This is a genomic window from Nostoc sp. FACHB-892, from assembly GCF_014698795.1.
GTDB lineage: Bacteria > Cyanobacteriota > Cyanobacteriia > Cyanobacteriales > Nostocaceae > Nostoc.
The window spans coordinates 127,352-151,465 of sequence record NZ_JACJTR010000013.1; the positions used below are offsets into that span (position 1 = coordinate 127,352).

Below are 24,114 nucleotides of genomic sequence, written 5' to 3' on the forward strand. Positions count from 1 at the left end.
CAATCCTATCTGAGTTGTGAAAATTACTTTTTTTAATCGAACTACAGAGGCGCAGAGAGCGCAGAGAGAAAAATAAAGAGAGATTTTTACAACTGATTTAGGACTGCTATATGGATGTTGATTGGTAAAGGAAGATTATTAGCTTCTGAGCATTTTCATTGACCAAATAATGGCATGAGCGCCGAGCATTCGTGAATAGATTTTTCCCTGGCGGTCGTGTATGATGAAGTTTGCGATCGCACTACTTGGTGTCTTAGATAGTACTTCACACGAAACGTAAAATGTTTCGTTATGTGGTATCATTGCGAACTGTTCAAATTTTTCTACTTTTCCAGGTAAACAACCTTCTTCATGAAAGTGTTGTGTCCAAACCCATAAGGCGTGCATACTCAAGTCTGTTGTATAAGGATTGACCCATTGCACCGGGAATTGTCCTTGTTGCTGTGCGCTGAGTTCTGGCCACAGACATTCTGTAGTGATTTTTTCAGGACTGATGTTTAAGACTCTTTTGATTTCTTGAAAAGCGGGGCCATGAAATAATGTAGCCCCACCATTTTGGTAAAAATCTTTTCCTGTAGCGGTGATGATATTATCTTCTTCGAGATTGAGAGATTCATAAGTGGGTACATCTGGGATTTCTCGCTGGAGATTAAGTTGAGCGCTAAAATGAAAATGGATTCTGCCTTGTGGGTTTTTACTCGAAATTCTTGCTTTAAGTTCGATTTTTTCAAGATTAGCTTTAGAAATTTCTTCTATCTCTAAAATATGCTCTTTCGCTAATGTCTCATTGAAAGTAATCCCTTTTAAAACTTTAAAATCTTGGTAATTAAACAATCTGTAACCTGGATATAATTGCTCAGAAGCATTGATAATCCAGGTCATTGCACAAGTTGCTGGTAAAACTGGAGAACCAGCAATAGTATGATCGTGTAAAAATGGATTAGCCTCCAATGTCATTTGGCGACGAATACGATAGGTTCGTAGTTCTGAATCTAGCTCTGTAGCCATTGGAACTAGTGGACTACCAATGACAACTTGTGAGGTTGCATGGTTGGTATTATCCATTTCCTTAACGAGCATTTGTGCCCCAACTGCAATGGGAATTATATCAATTTTTCGCTCTTGAAAAATCTTCTTTAATTCTGCTGTCACCATCCCACTATCCCAAGCGCCCCAGTTGATAGCGACTACATGACATGAGGGATAACTTTGCTTAAATATATGGGCTGATTTGTTCAGAATTTCATTTGCGATCGCATAATCAGATTGTCCGGGATTTCCGTAAAAGCCTGTTACGGAAGAAAACAAAACTAAATGCTGAAGTTGATTAGGGTTGACGCAAGTTAGCAGGTTTTCTAAACCTTGAACTTTAGCGGTGTAAACTTTTTCAAAATCCTCTTCTGTTTTCTTTTCAATTAACTTATCAGCTAAGTTTCCAGCGCCGTGGATGATTCCGGTAATTGGGCCGAGATGTTGCACAGCAGTGGCAAGTTTTTCTTGTAAAGCTGGCGTATCTGTGACATCGACGCTGATATATTCTGCTTTAGCTCCGGTTTTTTCAATTGCTGCTAGAGTCTTTTTAATTTCCCGGCTGGAGGTAATTTTGTTATATATTTTTTGTACATTCATGGGTGTAGGCTTCTCTCCTTGAGAAAGAAGATTTTCCATGATGCATTTTTTCAATGCGGAGTCATCAGAATTTTGAGCATAATCTGGCTCCGTTTCTAATAGTTCGGAGCGACCGAGGAGGATGAATTTGCAGGGTTGCTGTTGAGCTAATCTGATAGTACACTCAGCCGTAATCCCTTTTGCACCGCCGCTCACGACAAAGACAGATGATGGACTAAGCTGGGCTGTTTGTGTCATAAATCCTCGTGAATACCTGCATAAATTGGGTTTTTTGATGTGTAACTGATTCTTGAAACCCCACTTCCATTCCTCTCCCCCACAGGGAGAGAGGCTTTGATTCTTACTCCCCTTCCCTTGTAGGGAAGGGGTTGGGGGTTAGGTTCTAGAGAAAGTTGCACACAGCGTTAATCTGCTTTTTAATCAGCGATAATGGTAACTCGTCCTTGTGATCCGTAGCCAACTTCACTTATATAAAGGTTGGGATCGTGAAGTTCGGCAATTATGTTGTGTACTGACTGTTTAGCATCAAGCCTGGGGCTTAGGTCGATCGCACGAGTAAATACCTTTGGCCATTCCCATCTCAGAGTTTTGGTTAATCCGAACAAACCAGCGCCGATCGCACCAAAGTTGACTTTGTACTCTAAACCGAAGGCTCCATCAAGATGAGCAACTGTGCAGAAACAACTACGTCCATGTTTTGCGGCTTCGTTGAGGGAGGGTTTGAGGTGTTTCGCCATCAAAAATACCTGCTTGACGATCGCCTTTTCTTGTTCGTTATAAGAAATACTTCCGGTGTGATTTCCTACAAATATCGGATGGAGATGGATGAAGGCCCCAATCGTTCCGCAGTGAGATGCGATCGCTTGCAATTGTTGTTGAAGATGTTCTTCACTCAAGTTTGCTAAGGTGACGCGGGTTACTCCTGTGGGTAATGGCGCTTGTTGGGCGATGAGCGATTGGGGGAAGCTAATAACTACTACTTTCCAGCCTTTCTCGATTAGGGATTCAGTTAATTTATAGGTGGTGAGGGAACCATCATCGGTGATTAAACCGATGTGTCCCTCTGGTAACGTGAAATCCAAGTAATCAGGTTGTGCTAGGCTTCTGAGTTTGACCGGATGGCGCTGGATGGTATGCTCTAATTCCGGTGGTTGTTGGACAAACTCAGGTTCAGACTTTTTTTTTTCACCTCCAGCCAACTGCTGTAGGTAATCGACTATTTGACCGATAGTGCGGAGATCGCCGAGTTCTTCGATATTTGGTTTGGGTAAGTTGGGGTACATTTCTTGCATCGCCCCTAAGATTTCTACCCGTTTAATCGAGTCAATCCCTAAATCCGCTTCCATGTCCATTTCCAGTTCCAGCATCTCGACTGGATAGCCGGTCTTATCGCTGGTGATGGCTAATAGGGTTTCACCTAAGTTTGCAAATTCATCACTTGTAGCGGGAGCGACTTCTGGTTCTGGAGTGAATGCGACAACTACACTTGGTTCCGGTGCAGCGACTACCTCAACTACTGGTGCAGCCTCTACTGGAACCTCGGCTGCTTGTTGTATTTCGTGAATTGCAATTTCTACAGAAACACTTCTGGAAGCGTGAGATTGCAGATACTCTACAACTTGGCCGATGGTGCGTTTTTCTGACAGTTCTTCTAAATTGGGCTTGGGTAAGTTGGGGTACATTTCTTGTAGCGCCCCTAAGATTTCCACCCGTTTGATAGAGTCAATTCCTAAATCGGCCTCCATGTCCATGTCCATTTCCAGCATCTCGACTGGGTAGCCGGTCTTGTCGCTGGTAATGGCTAAGAGGTTTTTATCCAAGTCAACAATATCGATGGTTGCACCAGATACAGGTGCAGCAGTTGTAGGTGCTGGTTCTGCAACAACTTCCTCGACTGGGGGTGAGCTAATTTTGACTACAACCTCAGCTTGGGGTTCTTCTACTACTGGGACAGGTGGCGCGACTACAGGCTCTACTGTCTCGACGGTGGCGAAATGGGGCGTGGGAAGTGGAGAATAGGAAGTTTCAACTACAGGCTCTACAGCAGTCGGTAGAGGTGCTTGGATAACATTTAAGCCATTTTTAGCTACAGGCTCAGTTACAGGTAAAGGCTGGCTTTCTACTATCTTGGTAGTAGCAGGTACGGGTGCGTCAGTAACAGTTGTTTCTGTTGTGAACGGAGTGAAATTGCTTAGTTTCTCAGTGAGTTGAGTTACTCCCTCACCAGAGATGATTTGAGAATATTCTTGCTGGATGAGTTGGAAAAAGTTTTTAGTATATTCCAACTGCTCTTGAAGATATTGCTCATGGATGCGTAGGGTTTCACCTTGTTGGGTATGAAACTGCATCATGCTGCGCTCTAGGCTTTCCATGACAACTAGCTTCATTTTGGCAGTTTCGGCTGTTGATTTACTTTCACTCAACAAGGAATTCTGCTGCTGCATCAGTTGGAAAAACGCTTTAGCGTATTCCATTTGATGGTTGAGATAAGTACCGTGAACTTGTAAGTTCTCGGCTTGATTTTCCTGGAACTGTGTCAGGAGGTATTCTAAACTTGCTAAAAGTTGTTCGTAATTTGTAAGTTTTTCTGGTGTTGGTTGCATCTTAGATTCCTGGGCTGGTTGTAAAAGGGTCACAGGATTCATTTGTTGCTCTGGCTGGCTGATGATATTAGAACTCACACCGTTCATTGTTGGCGTGGATTGCTTATGTCCGTTAGTCTCGATCGCAGCGAGAGTTGGAGTCACACCTGGGCTGCTAAATAAAGGAACCGCATCAGGATATTCAGGGGTGGGTAATGTGACTTTATGCCCATCTTGCAAAGCTTGAGCGAAGGCATTTTTCGTTTTTTCGGATCTGTAGTTTATCCCGTTTAAACGGACATTTAATGTCTTCTTCGTCTCAATTGGCGGGATGCTTTGGGGAAGTTGGTAAGGATCGAGGTTATTCAAAGTCATACCGATCACCCGCAACTGCACAAAGGCTTCTCGCAAAGAGCGATCGCTATTCTTTTGAGTGCTGGGGTTCAAAGATATGGTAGTATGTGGACGATCGCCAAGGATATCTTTGACTAAGTTGGTGAGAATTCTTCTCGGCCCAAATTCCACAAAGCAAGTACCACCCGCCGCATAGATATTTTCAATTTCCTGTTTAAATAGCACTGAGTTGGAAAGGTGGCTTTCGAGGATTTTTTGAATACCTTGGGCTTCTTTGGGATACTGCTTACTGGTAACGTTGCTGTAAACAGGGATTTTGGGACTTTGAAACTTGACAGACTTAGTGGCGATCGCAAAGGATTTTTGAGCAAAGGCAATTAGCGGTGTATGGAACGCTGCTGAAACAGGTAACAATACAGCCGTATATCCTTTCTCGTGTAAAGCCTCTTTGATTCTCGCTATTTCTGCGGTGGGGCCAGCCAAGACAAATTGGGTTGGAGAATTTTGATTAGCGATCGCAACTTGCGGAAAATGTCTCAGGACTGCTTCCACTTTGCTGATGTCTTCTTTGACAGCCAGCATACTTCCCGCATCATGATCTGGATCTTCGGGTGCAGCCATTGCTTGACCCCTAGCTTTCACTAAGAACAAGTAATCTTCAGTACTCAAAACCCCCGCAGCCCATAGCGCTGTTAGTTCACCAAAGCTATGTCCCGCCGCAAAATCTGACTTAAATCCAGCTTGTTGCAGTATGCTGTACATCCCTGCACTCAACACCCCGATGGCTGGTTGAGCATATTCTGTGCGTTGTAAGGCAGCAATTTGGACATTTTTTTCTGCCTCTCCAAACACAGGATGAGGGAAAACGATTTCTGAAAGCGGCTGCAAATTATCTTTGAGCAACAGGCTATCCATATAACCATGAAGACGGCGCATCAAAGGAAAATTCATCACCAGTTCGCGTCCCATCTCCAGGTATTGCGAACCTTGACCAGAAAATAGAGAGACAACTTTTCCGCCCAACTCCATACCAGAGGAACGGTAATAAATCCCTTGGGGATGCTCCCAAGATGCTGCTGTTCCTTTGTGTTTCAGCCACTCAATGCTAGTTTGCAATAACTTGCAAGCTTCTTCCAGATTCTCAGCTACAAACCCAAATCTGGCAGCAGAAAGGGGAATTTGTTGTGATTTGCACTCATTGACTAATTGTGAATAATGTGTAGGTGCATCTGGCGAACGCAACTTACCTAAAATCTCTTCCGACTTGCTCAACAATTGCTCTACTGTAGGAGCAAACAACAGCACTTCACTAGCATCACTGTGTAAGCGGTAAGCGGCGTTTTGGTCGGCTTCATATTCTTCCAAGACAACGTGATAGTTAGTGCCACCAAAGCCGAAAGAACTTACACCTGCGCGTCTTGGTGCTTCCCCTTCTGGACGAATCCAAGGTCTGGTTTGAGTATTCAAATAAAAGGATGAATTTTTAATGTTGAGTTTGGGGTTTGGCTCGGTGATGTTAATTGTGGGCGGTAATACTTTGTGATGTAAAGCCAAAGCTGTCTTAATCAAACTCGCCGCACCCGCAGCCGCTTTTGTGTGTCCGATTTGCGATTTCACACTACCCAAAGCGATGTGCTGCTTTTTGTCATCATGTACATCAAAGAAGTCTTTTAAAGATCCGAATTCTGTCGGATCTCCAGCCATTGTCCCAGTGCCGTGTGCTTCCATCAAACCAACAGTAGCGGGAGAGAAGCCAGCATCTTCATAAGCGCGTTCTAAGGCTTTAACTTGACCTTCTTTGCGAGGAGCATAAATGCTCTTGTAGCGTCCATCGCTGGAAGTACCAATACCTTTAATTACGGCATATATTTTATCGTTGTCCCGTTCAGCATCTTCTAACCGTTTAAGGACAAGCATGGCGATACCTTCACCCAACATCATCCCATCGGATTTAGCATCGAAAGGTTTGACATTTTCGCTAGGAGTAACCGCCGGTGTTTTGCTGAACGAGATGTAAGCCATGATGGTGTTATCGGTATCAACACCACCAGTCAGCATCATGTCAGAACGATGCTCAACTAGTTCGCTAATTGCCATTTTTAAAGCACCAAAGGAACTAGCGCAAGCGGCATCAACTACGCAATTCATTCCGCCAAAATTTAGACGATTGGCAATTCTACCCGCGACGACGTTAGCTAACATTCCAGGGAAAGCGTTCTCATCCCACTTGACGTAAGCGCTTTTGATTTTATCAACGATTTTTTGGGTATCTTCGTCAGATAAACCACTGCTTTTGAGAACTTTTTCCCAAATCGGATATTCCAATCTGGCAGAAAGTGGCATTCCTAACTGCTTGGCCATAGCCACGCCTAAGATTACCCCAACCATCTCGCGGTTAAACTCACGTTTTTCGCCATAGCCTGCATCTTCCATCGCCTCTTTCGCAACTAATAAACTTAATAGTTGCGATACATCTGTAACTTCTAAAATGCTGGGTGGTATGCCGAATTCCATCGGGTTAAAATCTACCTCTGGAAGAAAGCCACCTCTTTTACAGTAGGTTTTATCTTCAGTAGTTCTGGGATTTGGATCGTAATAATCTTCGACGCTCCAGTGAGTGGAAGGAACATCAGTAATACAGTCAATTTTGTTTACTATATTTTGCCAATATTCCCGCAAATTTCTGGCTTGAGGCAATAGAGAAGCCATCCCAACAATGGCGATAGGATTGTGTTGTAATTGTCTGTTAATTCTGTTGATTGACACTGATTTATCTGATTTCATTTTTTTTCCTTCGATAGACTTAATTACAGCCTGTTCACAATTATTTATCAGGCTCTCTAACTCCGTTAATGCAGTATCAATTGAATAAGCAGACATAGGGCATAGTGAGTACTGTGGATTGTGTAGTTACAGTAATTTCTGTTGCCTACTAATAATCAAAAACTCTTGTTTTGTAAGCAGTTAGCTATTTTATATTTGCTAAATGCTTGTTTCCAAATCGACACCACACAATACATACTGCCAGGGTAAAGCTTTATGTTTCCAGGCGGCTTTGGCACATTGCGTAGGCGTAGCCCGTCGTAGACATCGCGAAAAAATCTTATCCAACGCTAGACTCTTTAAATTGTGGCAATAGGTCAATGACGTTGTTAAAACTGGTAAAATAGTCTTGGAGTGTAATAGCTGCTTGACCAGTGAATTTAATCCATTCGTAATGGTAAAGATTTTGAGTAATGGTATCCTACTGGAGCGATGGAAGCTGAGGAGTAGCTAAGAGAACATAAACGTTTTTTCATCCGAAATTGTTTGATTATCTAGTCTAACCACAGCATCATAAATGTTGTTAATGACAACGTTCTGTATCTTGATCAATGCCATAGCCAATTTCAGCATCTGGGATAATATATTTTATGGGATCTAACCCAGTCAAGTTGACAATTTCGTTACAGAAAACACACCACCTTTAATCTGAATTTATGTAATTTTTGCAATTAATTAAACGATCAACAGGTGATGTATGAGCAGTTATTTTTAGTTATTTTTAATTTTAAAATTTAAATTAAATAACTAATTTGCTTAACTGCTTTTAAGCATTGAATTAATAAAAACAATAACACACTTTATATAAACTAAATCATTCCTTTAAAGTTATTTTATAAAGAAGCCTCCACGATTGCTGATGTGAATTTTGAATAGAATCCAGCTTAATAGTATAATTTATGACCATATAAATGTGTGAGATATTTTGTTACTTACGGGTTAGCCAAAAATTTGTGCTTAATTAAGTTAACAATGTAAATCTGTTGTCTAGTAAGTAACAATTCAATGAATACAGAGATAAATTGAATAACCATAAGTATGTTTTCTCAGAGAAACATCATAATTAAATCAAAGTTGTTAGTTATTTTTCAATATAAGTCAAGTTAAGAAGCAAAGCGGTTATTTATAAAGCAAATATTAATTTTTAGTATGTTGCTTGATAAACATAATCATGGTTACATTCAGTTAAAAAGGCGAATAGAATTGCCTGCGGCACACTACGTGTAGCGCGGCTATACAAATATAGGCAAAGCTTCTCGCAGGCTAGTCCGCCTCCGCAGAGTAAAAAAATTTGGTGTTTGAAACCCACGGAGATAGGTTTTGACTGTGTAGATGCGGTTCCTAACCGCCCTTTAATTACTATGAGTAAAGCTGATATAGCGGTTCGCGTAAACGAGAACTGCTATAAAAATGTCTTATACTACACAACCTTGCTAATAATAATCTGTTAGTAATATCAAATCTAATTAATAACGAACCATCTGTTAGTATTTAATTAGCAGATAAAGCATTAGTAATGAGTAAAATATTTGAGCATCTAATCCTACTGTGATGAAATATTTTAGTGAGAGAATCAGGATTTATGTAAAGATAATTAGTTGACAAAATCTAATTTATATGTCATTGTTAATAACAAGTTTATCCGAGCTTTAAGTTCACATTTACTGGCGCTTCGTTGTTCTTGATAATTAAGTTTTCTGGCTAGCGCTATTGTATTTTACGCTACTGGATTAAATGTAAAGATAGGATATAACTTAGGAAGCTTTGAAGTAACACCATCATTAATTTTCACGCCACAATAGTTAGTTTGGGCGGTAAAAGCGTACAACAATTCATATAAAACCAATTTAGATCCATCCACTTTATTAAGGTAGAAACTGTAGAGGAAAAATTCTCTTAGTAATTTGTGGAGTCTATATCTAATCGACTAAATATAACCAGGCTATGCCCTAGAAAACAGAATTGGAATGAAAAGATGGCAGTAAATAAAGAAAGCCGATTATTCACAAAACCCGTAAGGCGATCGCAGGTAATTTTAGCAGCTTCTTTGACTTTGGCGGCCGGATTAATAGCTTTTTATAGTTTAGTACCGTTTTGGTCTAAAGCTAAAGTTGAGACACCACCAGCAAATCCTCCCAAAGCTGTCGCTCCTGCGAAAGTTGCTGTAACTGCCTTGGGACGTTTGGAGCCAGAAGGTGAAGTGACTTCTTTGAATGCTCCCAATTCCAATAATGGGGTGCGAGTAGAAAGACTGTTGGTAAAAGAAGGAGATGCGGTTAAGGCAGGGCAATTATTGGCCTATCTAGAAAATTATGGTCGTTCTAGAACAGCTTTGCAACAAGCTTTAGACCAACTGCAAGTGGCCAAAGCTAAACTAGCGCAGGTGAAATCTGGAGCTAAAACCGGAGATATCGAAGCTCAAAAGGCAGCGATCGCCCGTTTAGAGCCACAATATAAAGGAGATGTTGCTACACAACAGGCGACAATCGACCGCATCCAGGCTGAAGTAGACAATGCTCAAGCTGAAAACGATCGCTATCAGCAATTATATAGACAAGGTGCGATCGCGGCTTCTGTAGCAGATACCAAAGCTTTGCAACTCAAGACTACACAACAGCAGCTAACAGAAGCTCAAGCTACTCTCAAGCGGACTCAAGACACATTCCAAGAACAACTTAAGCAAGCACAAGCGCAGCTCACCAGTATTAGCGAAGTGCGTAGTGTAGATGTTCAAGTCGCACAAACCGAAGTTAACAGTGCAACAACTGCTGTTCAACAAGCAAAAGCCGACTTGGATTTAAGTTACATCAAATCTCCCATAAATGGCAAAATTTTGAAAATTCATGCCAAAACCGGAGAAGTAATCAACACCAGCACAGGATTTGCTGAAATCGGTAAAACATCTCAAATGTATGTGATTGCAGAGGTGTATCAAACCGATGTTAAAAAAGTGCGTGTAGGACAAAAAGCCACCATTACCAGCACTGCATTTACTGGAACATTACAGGGAACTGTGAAAGAGATTGGTTGGCAAGTTGATAGGCAAAGCATCTTCAGCCTCAATCCTGGCTCAGATACAGACCGCAGAATAATTGAAGTAAAAATATCCATCGATAATCCCGCAGATAGTAAGCGGGTAGCTCGTTTAACTAACTTACAAGTGGATGTCGCCATTCAAATATAGTCATTAGGCATAGGACATGGGGCATAGGGCATTGGTCATTCACAAATGACAAATGACAAATGACAAATGACAAATAAATTCATGAATTTCAAAATTCCTTTAGGATGGCTACAGCTAGCGCAGCAAAAAGTTCGTTTACTAGTAGCTGTAGCCGGGATTGGTTTTATTGTGCTGCTAATGTTTGTGCAACTTGGTTTTCAAGATGCCCTCTATTCAAGTGCAACCGCAGTACATCAGAATCTCAAAGGAGATTTATTTTTAGTTAGTTCGCAATATAAATCTTTGACCTCAAACCAAAGTTTTTCGCGGACTCGTTTGTACCAATCTTTGGGGTTTGATGGCGTAGAGTCAGTTAGCCCCATGTATTTGCAATTTGCCAAACTAAAAAATCCAGCAACCGGTGAGAAATATTCAATATACGTTATTGGTTTCGATCCAGGTAGACCTGTGATGAACCTCCCAGAAGTTGAGAAAAATTTAGATAAACTCAAAATTCCCGATGTCGTGCTTTTCGACCGGAGTTCTCGCCCAGAGTTTGGCCCAATAGCTAAAAAATTTGATGCGGGAGAGACTGCACAGACAATTGAAATATTTCCCTATAGTTTATTAGTTGGCTATAGAGTCAGAATTGGTGGTTTATTCAGCTTAGGGCCTTCCTTTGGGGTAGACGGAAATTTGCTTGTCAGTGACTCAACTTTCTTGAGAATAAATCCCAATACTCGTCCGGCAGATATGATCGATATTGGTTTGATTTCCCTCAAACCTGGTACTAATGCAGAAACAGTACTGAGAAATTTGCAAGCAAGTTTGCCTAATGATGTCCAAGTTTTTACACGCCAAGGCTTCATTGATTTTGAAAAAAAATATTGGGCTGTCAGAACGCCTATTGGTTTTATACTTAATTTGATGTTGACAATGGCTGCGGTTGTTGGTGTAGTAATTGTTTATCAAATTCTTTACAGCAATATTGCTACACAGTTCGTTGCTTACGCCACTTTAAAAGCCATAGGTTATGCCAATAGATATTTATTAAACGTGGTATTTCAGCAAGCTTTAATTTTGGCACTTTTAGGTTATATTCCAGGGTTCCTTACTTCTGTTTTGTTATATAGTTTTGCAGCAGAAGCAACTAAACTACCAATAGTTATGACCGTTAATAATGCAGTAATTGTCTTAACTTCAACAGTTTTGATGTGTATGGCATCAGGTGCGCTTGCTATCAACAAACTTCGCTCCGCAGATCCAGGAGATATTTTCTAGCTATTCTTATCAGCAAAATAATCAAATTATTTTCCCTGATATAGATTCATAACTAAGCACTGGTGAAGCCTCTCCACAGAAAGATTACTCTTTATACCCATTTTAGATTTTAGGTTAAAAGTCTTTACCAAAATTCTAATTAGTTCGGTATAACTTTGAAACCTTTTATCTAAAAACTCAAATTCACCTATTTAACAATAAGCCCGAATTTATGAACTTCAAAAACAAAACCCTCCTAATTACTGGGATTGATGGACTTGTCGGGTTGCGTACAGCCGAGTTAGCTATAGCGCAAGGAATGAATGTTCGTGGACTGCAAAGTTCTACAGAACAGAACAAAGAATTACAGAATTTAGGTGTTGAAGTAATTATTGGTAGTATTACCGATTCTACTATTGCCCAAAAGGCTTGCCAGGGAGTAGATATCGTTTTACATACAGAGCAAATTGCCGAAGAAGCTGGTGCAATTAACCATTTTCGTGATGTGAATGTTGGCGGTACTGTCAACATAGCTAAAGCCGCTAAACAAACTGGTGTCAAAACATTTGTGCATCTATCCAGCGCGATGGTTTACGGTTTCAACTATCCTAATGGTGTTACAGAATCCGGGCCACTCTCTGGCGAAAATAATCCCTACTGTCAAACAAAAATAGAAGCCGAAACAGCAGTATTAAAACTGAACAATCCTCCAGATTTTGGCATCATCGTTATTCGAGCTGGAGATGTTTACGGCCCAGGAAGTATTCCCTGGATAGTCAGACCAATTTTAATGATGCGTCAGAAATTATTTGCCTATGCCAACGATGGTAAAGGAGTAATCAATCACGTATATATAGATAACTTAATAGATGGCATCTTTCTAGCGATTGAAAAAGAAACCTACGGGGAAATATTTAATATCACCGACGGACAAGAAACATCGTGGAAAGAGTATTTTATGCGTTTAGCAGCGATCGAAGGTTTATCAGCACCGCTTTCATTACCAAAAGATGAAATCAAGTTGTTTCTAAAGCTACGGGTTCAAGGACAAAAACTTTTTCGCAAAAAAGTTGATATTTTACCAGAGTCTATAGATTTTATGACTCGTCCTTATGCTTATTCTATTGCAAAAGCACAAAGCCTGTTAAATTATAAACCAACAATTGACCTAGAAGAAGGAATGCAGCGAACACATGAATGGCTGCAAAAAACAGATATTCAAAACTTGATCAAATAGTCAAGAGATTTTTTGAATCACTAAAATTAGATCCCCGACTTCTTAAAGAAGTCGGGGATCTGGACACCACCAATGATTCTGACATCTGGCTTCTGAATTCTTCCGTTGCATCTGCCTAACAATTATCTGCAATTAATCATAAAATAATCCACAGATTTTCCGAATACTTGTTTTATATGAGTAGCAATCAGCCACGATTGAGCATCGGATTACCTGTATATAATGGTGAAAAATTTATCAGAGAAGCCATAGATTCACTCTTGGCTCAGACCTTTGAAGATTTTGAGCTAATTATTTCAGATAATGCATCTACAGATAAAACTGAAGAAATCTGTAGAGCTTATGCCGAGCAAGACCAACGTATTTGTTACTACCGCAATGACAAGAATATCGGTTGCGCCCGTAACTTCAATCGCGTTTTTAAATTGTCTTCGGGTGAGTACTTTAAGTGGGCAGCCTATGATGATCTACATGCTCCAAGTTTTATCAAGAAGTGTGTTGAGGTACTTGACCAAGATCCTACTATAATCTTGTGTCATTCCCAGACATATTTCATTGATGAAGAGGGAAGTTATCTCCAAAACTACAATATCAAACTCAAGGCTGATGCACCAAAACCACAGGAGCGTTTTCATGAATTGCTGACCAAGCATCTATGTTATCAATGTTACGGTGTAATTCGCGCTAGTGCCTTGAGAAGGATACCGCCTATGGGTGGTTATGGTAATGCAGATGGAATGCTCTTGTTAAGACTTGGTATTCTCGGCAGATTTTATGAAATTCCTGAATATCTGTTTTTTGCAAGAAGCCATCCAGAGCAATCAATGAGTATGTTTTTCCCTAATTATTTGTTGTTTAGTAACAACAGTAAAAAACCCTCATTGAATATGCTGCCTGATTTCTATGAGTATTCAGTGTGGTTTGATTCAGCAAAGAAAGGACAATTTTTATTGCCACATTGGAGAATATTCTGGGAGTATGTACTTTCTATATGGCGTAGTCCCCTGAGTTTATATGAGCGGCTGTGCTGTCATATAAGTCTACATCAGCAGTTAAAAGGGACAGAATATCTTTTGCTTAAAGATTTGCTAATAGCACTACAAAAGCTTTGGAAAGGTTGGCAAACAGCATTGATTAAAAAACAGCAAGTCAAACTTACAACTAATCATTTCAAAAATTAAAGCTGGCGTTGGCGGAGCTTTTTCCTAACCCAAGAATCACCTATTATCCACTATAAAATTATGCTGAAACTATCTCAGATTTCTCATGTTTTGCTTGCTACTTTAGTAAGCATCAGCTTTGCTAAAACAGTGAATGCAGAGCCAACTGCAAAATTAAGTGTAGTTGTAAATGGAATACGCCACCAAAAAGGTGAGATTTGCTTCAGAGTTTACGCAAATGAAAAAGGATTTCCGATGAGTAGTACTAGTGAAGCTCAAAGTGGCTGCACTAAGATTACTGGCAATTCTGTAACAAAAGAATTTTCTGGTTTAAAGCCTGGAACTTATGCTGTCGCCATAGTTGATGATCAAAATGGCGATCGCAAGCTCAATAAAGACTTTTTCGGTATTCCCAAAGAAGGTTTTGGGATTTCCAAAAATCCAACTGTGTCTATACAAACAGGCACACCAAAGTTTCGTGATGCCAGTTTTGTTGTAAATAAAGATACAACTGTCAACATCATCATGAAATATTCGCTGGATTCGTAAAGGTGACTGGGGAGTGGGGAGTGGGGATGAGGGAGATGAGGGAGATAAGGGGGATGAGGGAGCAGGGGAAGAAGAACTATTGATTGATTCTTGAGCCATGCCCTATGCCCCATGCCCCATGCCCAATGCCCAATGCCCCAATCCCCAATCCCCAATCTGTTATTCTGTCGGAGACTAAAAATTTAATGGAAGATTTGGCGATATTTCTATCTAAGTCTTTGACGGGTTGGTTGGTTATTCAGGTGTGTTTAACGCTTGTCTTTATATGGTATCTGCGCTCATCTAAAAAAAACTTGTTGCCAGATGACCAGTTACCCAAAACAGCAGTGATTCTTTGCCTACGCGGAGCCGATCCGTTTTTGCCTAGATGTTTGCGATCGCTCTTAAATCAAAACTATCCACAGTATGATTTAAAGTTGATTGTTGATAGTCACGAAGATCCCGCTTGGAAAATTGCCAGCGAAACCATCATAGAGCAAGAAGCGACCAACGTTCAAATCAGCCCTTTAAGAATAGTACGCAACAATTGTAGTCTCAAATGCAGTTCTTTAATCCAAGCTGTCCGTGAATTGGATGATTCCTACAAGGTGGTTGCTTTAGTAGATGCTGATACGATAGTCCATGTGAATTGGCTACGAGAATTAGTCAGTCCTTTAGGCGATGCGAAAGTAGGAGCAACAACAGGTAATCGTTGGTATGTACCTACTGGTAGGTATTGGGGATCATTAGTGCGCTACGCCGGTAATGTATCCACAGTAGTGCAAATGTTCCTCTTCCAAATTCCTTGGGGTGGAACTTTGGCTGTGAAAACAGAAGTACTTCATCAAACAGAACTGCTAGATAAGTGGGGACAAGCTTTAGGCGAAGATTTTATGATGCACGACATCCTTAAAAAACATGGGTTGCAAGTAAAGTTTGTGCCTTCACTGCTGATAGTAAATCGTGAAGAGACTGATTTATTCAACTTAATAGATTATCTCAAGCGCCTCATCCTTTATTCTCGACTCTATCACCCACGTTGGTTAGCTTTAGTTAGTGAAGCTGTTTCTAGCATTTTGTTTCCTACTACAGTCATCATCTTAATTCTAGAGTCATTGTTAGCGGCAAAATGGGAAGCTGCGGCTCTCTTGTTAGGCTGCTATGGAGCCTATACTGTAGCATTACTCTTGATAATGCTCGTGTTGGAATTAGAGATCCAGCGAGTGGTTCGCTCTAATGACCAGGCGATCGCAAAATTATCAGCTGCTACAATCATTAAAATGTTGATTAGCATTCCCTTGACACAGTGGGTTTATGGGTTAGCGATGCTATCATCCATTTGGATCTCAACAGTCACCTGGCGCGGTGTTTCTTATCGGGTTCAAGGGCCCTGGAATGTCCGCCTAGTAGAATATCGCCCTTATCAATGGTTAGATCAGCCTATTGATAGCAAGCTTTCTCTTTGAATTAAATCGCTAAATATGAACTAGGGCATGAAAGTTATTACACTAAACATTCCCTAGTCTTCAAATTATATTATCTTATATTTAGTAGAAGTATATTAGCTATAACTCTTGTTAGAATACACGCTTTGGCTTGTTGATAACCAAATGTATTTGCATTAATTGCAAGAGTTTAGACAAATATATTAAGGGGAATTTTGACTGATTAACTTGGATGTTTTGATAGTTTTTCAGAGGATGTTTGTAAATCTTATAGTTGTAGTGAGATCCCCGCTAGCCCTTTAAAAACGGGGAGACAAACTTTTCAAGCTCTTCTTCTGTAAGGAGAATTTAAGAGGATCTCAAGTTTTTAGATACATTGTTGGCTATCTTTACAACATTCTCTAATCTAGGTTTATAAACATCCGCTTCACAATCGATAATTTCAATTATTTGAAAATGCGTAAATCCTTAGTCTAACTATATTGGTGGGAATTTCTGAACGAAAAAATCAGGATGTTCATGAAACATTTGCTGCGTAAATCCTAAATTGAAAAACAGCATTTTCGTGAAATATTCCCCTTTCTTATGACTAAGAAACCACTTCGTATTGCACTGTTTACAGGATTGTACGCTCCTTTCTTAACTGGAGTTTCCGTTGCAGTACACCAACGGGTTCGTTGGCTGCTAGAGCAGGGACATGAGGTTTTTCTAATCCATCCGCAAATCAACGATCGCTACCCTAAAAATGTTGGCGATCGTCCCATGCCAGGTTTGAATGAAATTGAGTCTTTCCCCAATTTCTCTGCTTACGCATTCCCCACACAACCACTGTTATTCTATAAATCTCTTCCTCAACCATTAAACTATCGATATTGGAGCGATACCAAACTGCTGGAGAAATTTCAGCCTGATATTATCGTGGTTGAAGAAGCCGCGCAAATGAGAGGTTTATACTCATTTTTCTTGCAAGGTTATGGTCGCCCAATCGGGACTCAATACGGAAGACGAACAGGCACACCAACAATATCACTCTTCCATACTGATATCGTTGCATATATCAAATATTACTTTGGGGACAAGTTCTTTAACTTGGTTCGTCCGATCATTCCTACTTTGGTCAAGCAATTTAGTGAGTCTTATGACTTCAATTACTTTTCTTCTAAAGAACAACTCGCTAAATACGAAGAACTAAAATGTCAACGCGCTGAATACGTTGCTTATCAAGGTATCGATTGCGAAAAATTTCACCCGCGAAACATTTGTTACAACCCCATTCCTAACGACAACCGACCAACTCTTTTGTTTGTCGGACGCATCACACCCGAAAAGAATGTCAACCAACTGCTTGATATATTTCCACTCATTGCTGCCAAAATCCCTGATGTCCATCTGGTGATTGTTGGTAGTGGCCCGCTAGATGAGGAGATCCGTGAGCGTGCCCAAAAGTTTGGATCGGGTATTACTATATGGGGCGAGTCTCACGGTACAGAACTTCTGGGTTGGTTTGCCAGAGCTGATGTCTTTGTCAATCCCTCCGTCACCGAAAACTTCTGCACTACAAATAACGAAGCACTAGCCTCTGGAACCCCTCTGGTTGCCGTTGTTGCACCGTCAACTTCAGAACAGGTATTTCCTGGTCGTAACGGCTTTCTTGCCCAACCTAATAACCCTACAGACTTCGCTCAAAGGGTGATTACGATTCTAGAAAATCCTGATTTGAAAGCAGATATGACTCGGCACGCTCGCCCCTCTATACTTGACTTTGATTGGTCGGCATGTATGCAAAAATTTGAAGACAAACTTTACCAAATCGTTGAAGGATCGCAGAAGGTGGAGGTAGGTACAGGCAATATAAGACACTAACGATAATACCCACTAGCGATCGCTAGTATCTACAGTACTAGCGATCGCTTATTCCTAGTTCTTGAGCATTATTAGTTTCAGGGGGACGGTTTTGTATCCAGGCAAATAAGGCAGCACCACTAACTAAAATTAGGGTAATGGCTGTTAAAATTTGCAGCATAATACTGTAACGCATAATGTGATTTTGGATTTTACAGGGTTTAGCAGTCGAATATTAAGGATTAAACAAGGTTGAAGTGTTCCATGTGGATGTTCATAGGTGGAACTTCAAGTTGATGCAACGCTATTTCTACTTGATCCATCATCTTTGGTGATGCACAGATAAAGTATTGCCGTGTTGCCCGTCTTTTCGGTATATAACGTTGTAAAAGTTCCTTGTCTACATAGCCAGTTTCCCCTGGCCAATCTTCAGGTGGTTCCCTAAGAACATGAACCACATTTAGGTCTAGCTTCTCCTTGAGTTCATCAAGTTCTTCCCGGAAGGTGATATCTTCCCAAGTCTTACTCGCGTAAATTAATAGGTAAGGGCGTTCATCTTTTCGTTCAGCGTGGGTGGTTAACATACTGATCATGGGAGTAATCCCAATACCCCCAGCAATCAGCACAAAACCGGCTGTGTCTTCATAGCGGTCTGTGGTAAATACTCCATAGGGGCCATCTAAAAAGGCTTTGGTTCCGGGTGGCACATCTTTAATGGTTTTGGTAAAATCTCCTAAAGCTTTAATACTGAACTCTATCTTTTCAAGATTGTCGCCATTGGAAGACATAGAAAAGGGATGTTCTCGCATCCGAAACGGAGAGATTTCCAGGGTAATCCAGGCAAATTGGCCAGGTTGGAATTGAAAGCCTTTGTGTCCTCTTGGCCGGAGTGCGAGTGTCCACACATCACCACGTTCGGGACGAACTTCTTCTACTAGATAAGGCTTTTTCAGCATTAACCAAGGTTTTACCAGACGCACATAAACTAGTAACCATAGAGCAACTAGTGCGATCGCAGTCCACAATACTGCTTTCCAAAATAGCCCTAAATAATTACCCACGCCAATAGCGTGTCCCAGTCCCAAGCCAACTGTTAAAACTGCCAAAACACCATGAGCAGTGCGCCAGGGTTCGTAAGGGATATTCAGTTGTTGTCGCCAGACGGTGGTGACAACCAGTGCTATCAACGCCAAAGTTGCCGAAACAGCCATCTTTGCTCGCCACGGTGCTGTAAAAATGTTCAATAGTTGCAGTGTTTCTGGCTGGACTACGAACAAAATCAACGGATGAATCAGGACAAAGGTAAATGCTACTAGCGAGATATAGCGGTGAAACTGAAGAATGATATCAACGCCGTAGGAGGCTTCAATCCGATTGATGCGGGCGGTGAGAGCAAATTGTAATGCCATCATCGCCAAAGCAATAAAACCCAATGCAACTGAAAAATCAATCCAAAATCCTCTTCCAGACAGTGGAGGATAAATGAGCAAAATTAGTAAAGGTAATAGGGTGATGAATATATACGCCCAAATCCAACCAAATGCGATCGCAACTGGGCTATGCATTAATAAACTTTTCATCAGCCACCTCCTCTAAGTTTGTTGGCGTGAGGCTTGGGAGCGTCTATTTACTTCCGACCAGTTGACTACATTCCACCAGTTATTTAAATAATCGGCACGGCGATTTTGATATCTTAGGTAATAAGCGTGTTCCCACACATCATTACCCATAATGGGATACAAGCCTTCTGTAATTGGGCTATCTTGATTTGGTGTACTGGTAATTTGCAACTGACCTTGGGGATTACGCACTAACCAAACCCAACCACTACCAAAGCGATCGCCTCCCGCTTCATTAAACTGTTTTTTAAAAGCATCAAAACTGCCAAAGTTTTGGTTGATTTCTTGAGCAATTTCTCCTGTTGGTTGTCCGCCACCTTGAGGACTCATAATTTGCCAAAAAATCGTATGGTTAAGATGACCGCCACCATTGTTACGTACTGTTGTCCGAATCTCTTCAGGGATGCCATTCAAATCTCGTAGCAAAGTTTCTACACTGCTATTTTGCAGTTGCGGATATTTTTTTAAGGCATCGTTGAGGTTATTGACATAAGCTGCATGATGCTGATCATGATGCAGTTTCATTGTTTGTGCGTCAATAGCTTTTTCTAGAGCGTTATAAGCGTAAGGTAATGGTGGCAGTTGGGCGGGATTTGTGCTTAGTTGGCGATCAACATAAGCTACAGGGCGTGTATTTGTTACAGGCGCAGTCGTTTGTATAGGAGTTGCTGTAGTAGTTGGAGGCGATGCAATCTCTTGAGGTTGACAAGCAAATAGAGTAGATACTAGAAAAATCCCCATGCAAAACCACATGACTGGTTGCCTAAAAAATGATTTCATGGCTAACGTTCTCCTACTGGTTATTAAATAAAGGAAAAATGTTCATACTGTTCCTTTTTCTTAGGTAAAAGGAGCCAAGATTCTTAATAGAATTGAGTTAATGATTGCTAAAGTAATGGAACCTAGCAAAGCGCTCCAAAAGCCATAACGTAATCTAAAACCTGGGACAATTAAAGCCGACAATCCAAAAGTGATGGCATTTAAGACAAAGAAAAATAATCCCAAAGTAAGCACAATGAATGGAAAGGTAAAAAAGGTAAGGATAGGCAGCAAAACAGCATTTAAAATACCAAAGACTATGGCAGAAATTACTGCTTTACCAAAACTATCTACTTCTATTCCCAAAAATGGAATTCTAGAAATAATCAAAAAGCTAATAGCAGTGACTAACCAAGTTACTATGAGTCCTATCATAATAATTTTTCTCCTTCTTAATGACTTTTATCAAATTCAATTTATAAAAAGAATGTGAACAGAAAGTGACAACAAAGCAGTAGTCTGCGAGGAAGATTTAATATATATGAATAAATATAAATTAATTAGTCGTATGTATTACGCCGTAGGCTAAAGCACTTTGGATTTTTGACGGTGCGTTGCGCTCTGCGACAACACACGCGACATTAAAATTCCTTAACGTAGTTAAAAATATTAGCACCGACTTATTTGATTGCCTTAGACACAGGGCAAATAGCGGAAGCATAATCGCACTAAGCATAAAACTGAGAGTGGGTTATTCACCACTCCCTACTCTCTTATGCTTCAATAACCACCCGTAGATTACCGCGTTTTTTCGCAACGCGACAAGCAGTCGTAGTACCAGAACGCTCAAACTCTAAATCAAGGATGGTGGGACCAACTCGCAAATTATGGAAGGACAAGCGATTAATTGATTCTGGCAAAGTAGGATCAATTATTCGCAAGCAATTATTTTGAGCATCAGGTACCAAGTTAACCATCATTTGTAGCAGTTGGAAGACACTACCAGTAGCCCAAGCTTGGGGAGTGCAGGCAACTGGATACTGCACAGGGGCATTATCACCGTTCCGTTCGTAGCCGCAGAAAAGTTCTGGAGGTCGTTGATAAGGCTGCTGACTAGTCATGTCGAATAAACCTTGGAAAATTTCTAGGGCTTGATCGATAAGACCGAGCGATCGCAATCCCATTGCAATTAGAGCGTTATCATGGGGCCAAACCGAACCAATGTGATACCCCATCGGATTATAAGCGGGTGACAAACTACTCAAGGTACGGATGCCCCAACCATTAAACATATCTGGTGCGCGCAAGCGTTCTGCTACACTATAGGCTTTTTCGTGGGTGAAAAGCCCCAAGTGCAGACAATGCCCAGGATTTGAGGTAATACTGGCTACTGGCTTGCCATCTCCATCCAAAGCCAAAGCACAGAAATCTTGATCTTCTACCCAAAAATCTTGATTAAAACGAAGCTTAAGATTTCTAGCCTCTTCTTGCCAACGATCTGCCAAATCAAGCCGTTTTTTCATCCTAGCTATTTCTGCTAGGCGCATTTTTGCAGCATAGACATAAGCTTGCACCTCACAAAGGGCAATTGGCCCGTTGGCTAATTCTCCCTTGTGGTCTACGATACAGTCGTCAGAGTCTTTCCAACCTTGGTTAGGAAGACCGCGTTTAGATTTACGAAAGTAGCTGAGGTAGCTGGTTTCTTTCATATTGCGATCAATCCAGTCCATTGCTGCTAGAGCATTCGGCCAAAGTTGCTCTAGGAGTTCTTGATCGTGAGTCCAAGCATAATGTTCGGCATATAGCATCAGCCATAGAGGAGTAGCATCAACTGTACCGTAGTAGGGTGTATGGGGAATTTCTTGACAACGAGCCATTTCTCCCAAACGCAACTCGTGTAAAATCTTACCCGGTTCTTCTTCGCGCCATTCGTCGTCGATTTTACCTTGGTATGTGGCTAGTAATATCAGAGTTTCTTTGGCGATTTGCGAGTTTAACATCAGGGTTTGGGAAGCTGTAATCAGCGAATCTCGCCCAAATAGTGTAGAAAACCACGGCACTCCAGCCGAAACTGTCTTATGCTTACCAAAAGACTGGCGCAACAAATACATATCTTGTTCGGCTCGCTCAATCACTCGATTGAAAATGCTCTTATCTGAACTAATGCGGGTAATTTGCTGTACCCAGTGTTGCTCCTCCATTAACTCAGCGGCTTTCGCCTGTCCTAATGTGATGGCGGCGCTGACGGTTGAACTGGACTGGTTGTTTTTCAACATATTCACCCGGTAGCCCAGCTTTTGAGTTTCATGAGAAGCCAACTCTAGCTGCCAAACCGCAGTGTACCCCTTAAAATAGTCTGGTTGGCGATACTGGAATAAAATACGAGATTCCATCACCGAGCCATCAAGACCTTGATAGGCAAGTGTTAAAGATTCTTCTTTAAAAGCGTGTAGCTCTTTGGGTACAGGTGGAACGCCATCGGCTAGAGAAGATGTTCCTTCTTCAACCGTCGGTTCCACTAAGCGTAAAAGCCTACCTCGTTTTTCTCTGTCATAGCCCCGGACTTCAAATAAATCAACAAAATCTGCATCAAAGCTGATACTTAGTTCAAAACTGACGGTTGTTGTGCTGTAGTTAGATACCTCTATTTCTTCAAATAGTGCCCCATTCAGCACCATTTCTCGGCGAATTCCTACAGTGTCGGCTTTCAGGCGTTCATCGATTCTGGGGTTGGTACACAAAACTGAGAGTGAAAACCCTTTTTCAGCAGTACTACTGAGGAGTACAGGCGATCGCCCTTCAATTTGAAACTCTAGGCGATTGAGAAATCTCGTATCACAACAAAACAGTCCCATGCTAGGATTACCATCTTTGAGGGAACAGCCAGAAATGTTCCCGATAGTATCTGTCACAAAAAACAAATCATCATCTTTAACCGTCAGTGTCGGTTGTGATTTTTCACTCACAACACCAGGCCACTCCGGGATAGGTAATTGTTCGGCAGGAATAAAAGTTTTTCCATCTAGGAAAATTTTTTCCGGGGTCATTAGCGTATCCGGTGTCATTAGTTAAAGTTCCGTATACAGGTCTATATTTTTGTGGTCTTGCGAGTAGAGTTCGCTGACCCTCACAACTTTCAAAAAAAATATGCTCCTAAAACTCGTTTGAACGATTGGAGTTAAAAAAATAATACTTACATCATAACTACTGATGACAAAATAGCAGTGTTCAAATTTGTATAAGCAGAAATTTATAAACTTATATTTTATAGCTCAAAACTCAAGGCTGGAAACTGAGGATTTTTAGATAATTTATTTAGTCATTAAACTTTTCCAAGACACAAGACATATAAGATACTCAGCAAAAAGGCGAAATTAACAGTTTTTGTTGGACATAGATAGTATTTGTTCTCTAGTGGTATACGATTTTGTCTTAAATAGCTATGGTGTTTAATTAAATTAATTTATGATAATTAATTTATTGATTAATTTATGTGAATGTAGCAATAATGATTTTTGGGTAAAAACATTTATTTACAACATAGGGAAACTAGGCAATGTCTACGACAGGCTACGCCAAAGCCTGGGCTATCAATCACTGCCCAGTGTTTATTAGCGAATGTAACAGTTAAAACAATACAATAATTAGTTATTTGGTACTTAGCCATGAAATATTTTAGTTATGCAAGCATATTTCAAAGTTGGTCAAGAATG

At 40.8% G+C, this 24,114-nt stretch carries 14 protein-coding genes and 1 pseudogene; 7 read left to right on the forward strand and 8 right to left on the reverse strand.

Annotated features, from left to right (window positions below; genetic code table 11):
- Positions 1-138 precede the first annotated feature (138 nt).
- From H6G96_RS18715 to H6G96_RS41445, 3 genes and pseudogenes are all read right to left on the reverse strand, one after another.
- Entirely contained in the window at positions 139-1,866 is a 1,728-nt protein-coding gene (locus tag H6G96_RS18715) for an SDR family NAD(P)-dependent oxidoreductase (RefSeq protein WP_190912841.1), read from the reverse strand.
- Between the two features lie 179 nt (positions 1,867-2,045).
- Positions 2,046-7,445, reverse strand: coding sequence for a type I polyketide synthase (locus H6G96_RS18720; RefSeq protein ID WP_190912842.1), 5,400 nt, complete (start codon positions 7,443-7,445; stop codon positions 2,046-2,048).
- Positions 7,446-7,668: 223 nt separating this feature from the next.
- Positions 7,669-7,946: pseudogene (locus tag H6G96_RS41445) on the reverse strand (hypothetical protein).
- 1,417 nt (positions 7,947-9,363) lie between these two features.
- Here H6G96_RS41445 and H6G96_RS18725 point away from each other — a divergent pair.
- The 7 genes from H6G96_RS18725 to H6G96_RS18755 all read left to right on the forward strand — a co-directional run bounded on the left by H6G96_RS18725 (position 9,364) and on the right by H6G96_RS18755 (position 18,044).
- Positions 9,364-10,572, forward strand: a complete 1,209-nt coding sequence (locus H6G96_RS18725) for an ABC exporter membrane fusion protein (protein WP_190912843.1) — start codon at positions 9,364-9,366, stop codon at positions 10,570-10,572.
- Positions 10,573-10,653: 81 nt separating this feature from the next.
- Positions 10,654-11,832 carry an ABC transporter permease DevC gene (devC, locus tag H6G96_RS18730; RefSeq protein ID WP_190912897.1) on the forward strand — a complete coding sequence of 393 codons (1,179 nt, stop codon included), beginning with the start codon at positions 10,654-10,656 and terminating at the stop codon, positions 11,830-11,832.
- 211 nt (positions 11,833-12,043) lie between these two features.
- Complete coding sequence (locus H6G96_RS18735; RefSeq protein ID WP_190912844.1) at positions 12,044-13,048, forward strand: NAD-dependent epimerase/dehydratase family protein; 1,005 nt, start codon at positions 12,044-12,046, stop codon at positions 13,046-13,048.
- A gap of 176 nt (positions 13,049-13,224) precedes the next feature.
- Entirely contained in the window at positions 13,225-14,229 is a 1,005-nt protein-coding gene (locus tag H6G96_RS18740; protein WP_190912845.1) for a glycosyltransferase family 2 protein, read from the forward strand.
- 60 nt (positions 14,230-14,289) lie between these two features.
- Complete coding sequence (locus tag H6G96_RS18745) at positions 14,290-14,757, forward strand: DUF2141 domain-containing protein (RefSeq protein ID WP_190912846.1); 468 nt, start codon at positions 14,290-14,292, stop codon at positions 14,755-14,757.
- A 185-nt stretch (positions 14,758-14,942) separates the two neighbouring features.
- Positions 14,943-16,202, forward strand: a complete 1,260-nt coding sequence (locus H6G96_RS18750; RefSeq protein ID WP_190912898.1) for a glycosyltransferase family 2 protein — start codon at positions 14,943-14,945, stop codon at positions 16,200-16,202.
- A 564-nt stretch (positions 16,203-16,766) separates the two neighbouring features.
- Complete coding sequence (locus H6G96_RS18755; protein WP_190912847.1) at positions 16,767-18,044, forward strand: glycosyltransferase; 1,278 nt, start codon at positions 16,767-16,769, stop codon at positions 18,042-18,044.
- A gap of 37 nt (positions 18,045-18,081) precedes the next feature.
- On the opposite strand, the gene H6G96_RS18760 is transcribed toward H6G96_RS18755, so the two are convergent.
- The 5 genes from H6G96_RS18760 to H6G96_RS18780 all read right to left on the reverse strand — a co-directional run bounded on the left by H6G96_RS18760 (position 18,082) and on the right by H6G96_RS18780 (position 23,466).
- Positions 18,082-18,219 (reverse strand): hypothetical protein, encoded by a 138-nt coding sequence (locus H6G96_RS18760; RefSeq protein WP_190912848.1) that lies wholly within the window; start codon positions 18,217-18,219, stop codon positions 18,082-18,084.
- Positions 18,220-18,265: 46 nt separating this feature from the next.
- Positions 18,266-19,603, reverse strand: coding sequence for a ferric reductase-like transmembrane domain-containing protein (locus tag H6G96_RS18765; protein WP_190912849.1), 1,338 nt, complete (start codon positions 19,601-19,603; stop codon positions 18,266-18,268).
- A 12-nt stretch (positions 19,604-19,615) separates the two neighbouring features.
- Positions 19,616-20,422: a superoxide dismutase gene (locus H6G96_RS18770; protein ID WP_277932934.1), complete on the reverse strand. Its 807-nt coding sequence runs from the start codon at positions 20,420-20,422 to the stop codon at positions 19,616-19,618.
- Positions 20,423-20,482: 60 nt separating this feature from the next.
- Positions 20,483-20,836, reverse strand: coding sequence for a phage holin family protein (locus tag H6G96_RS18775; protein WP_190912850.1), 354 nt, complete (start codon positions 20,834-20,836; stop codon positions 20,483-20,485).
- 338 nt (positions 20,837-21,174) lie between these two features.
- Entirely contained in the window at positions 21,175-23,466 is a 2,292-nt protein-coding gene (locus H6G96_RS18780; protein WP_190912851.1) for an amylo-alpha-1,6-glucosidase, read from the reverse strand.
- Positions 23,467-24,114 lie beyond the last annotated feature (648 nt).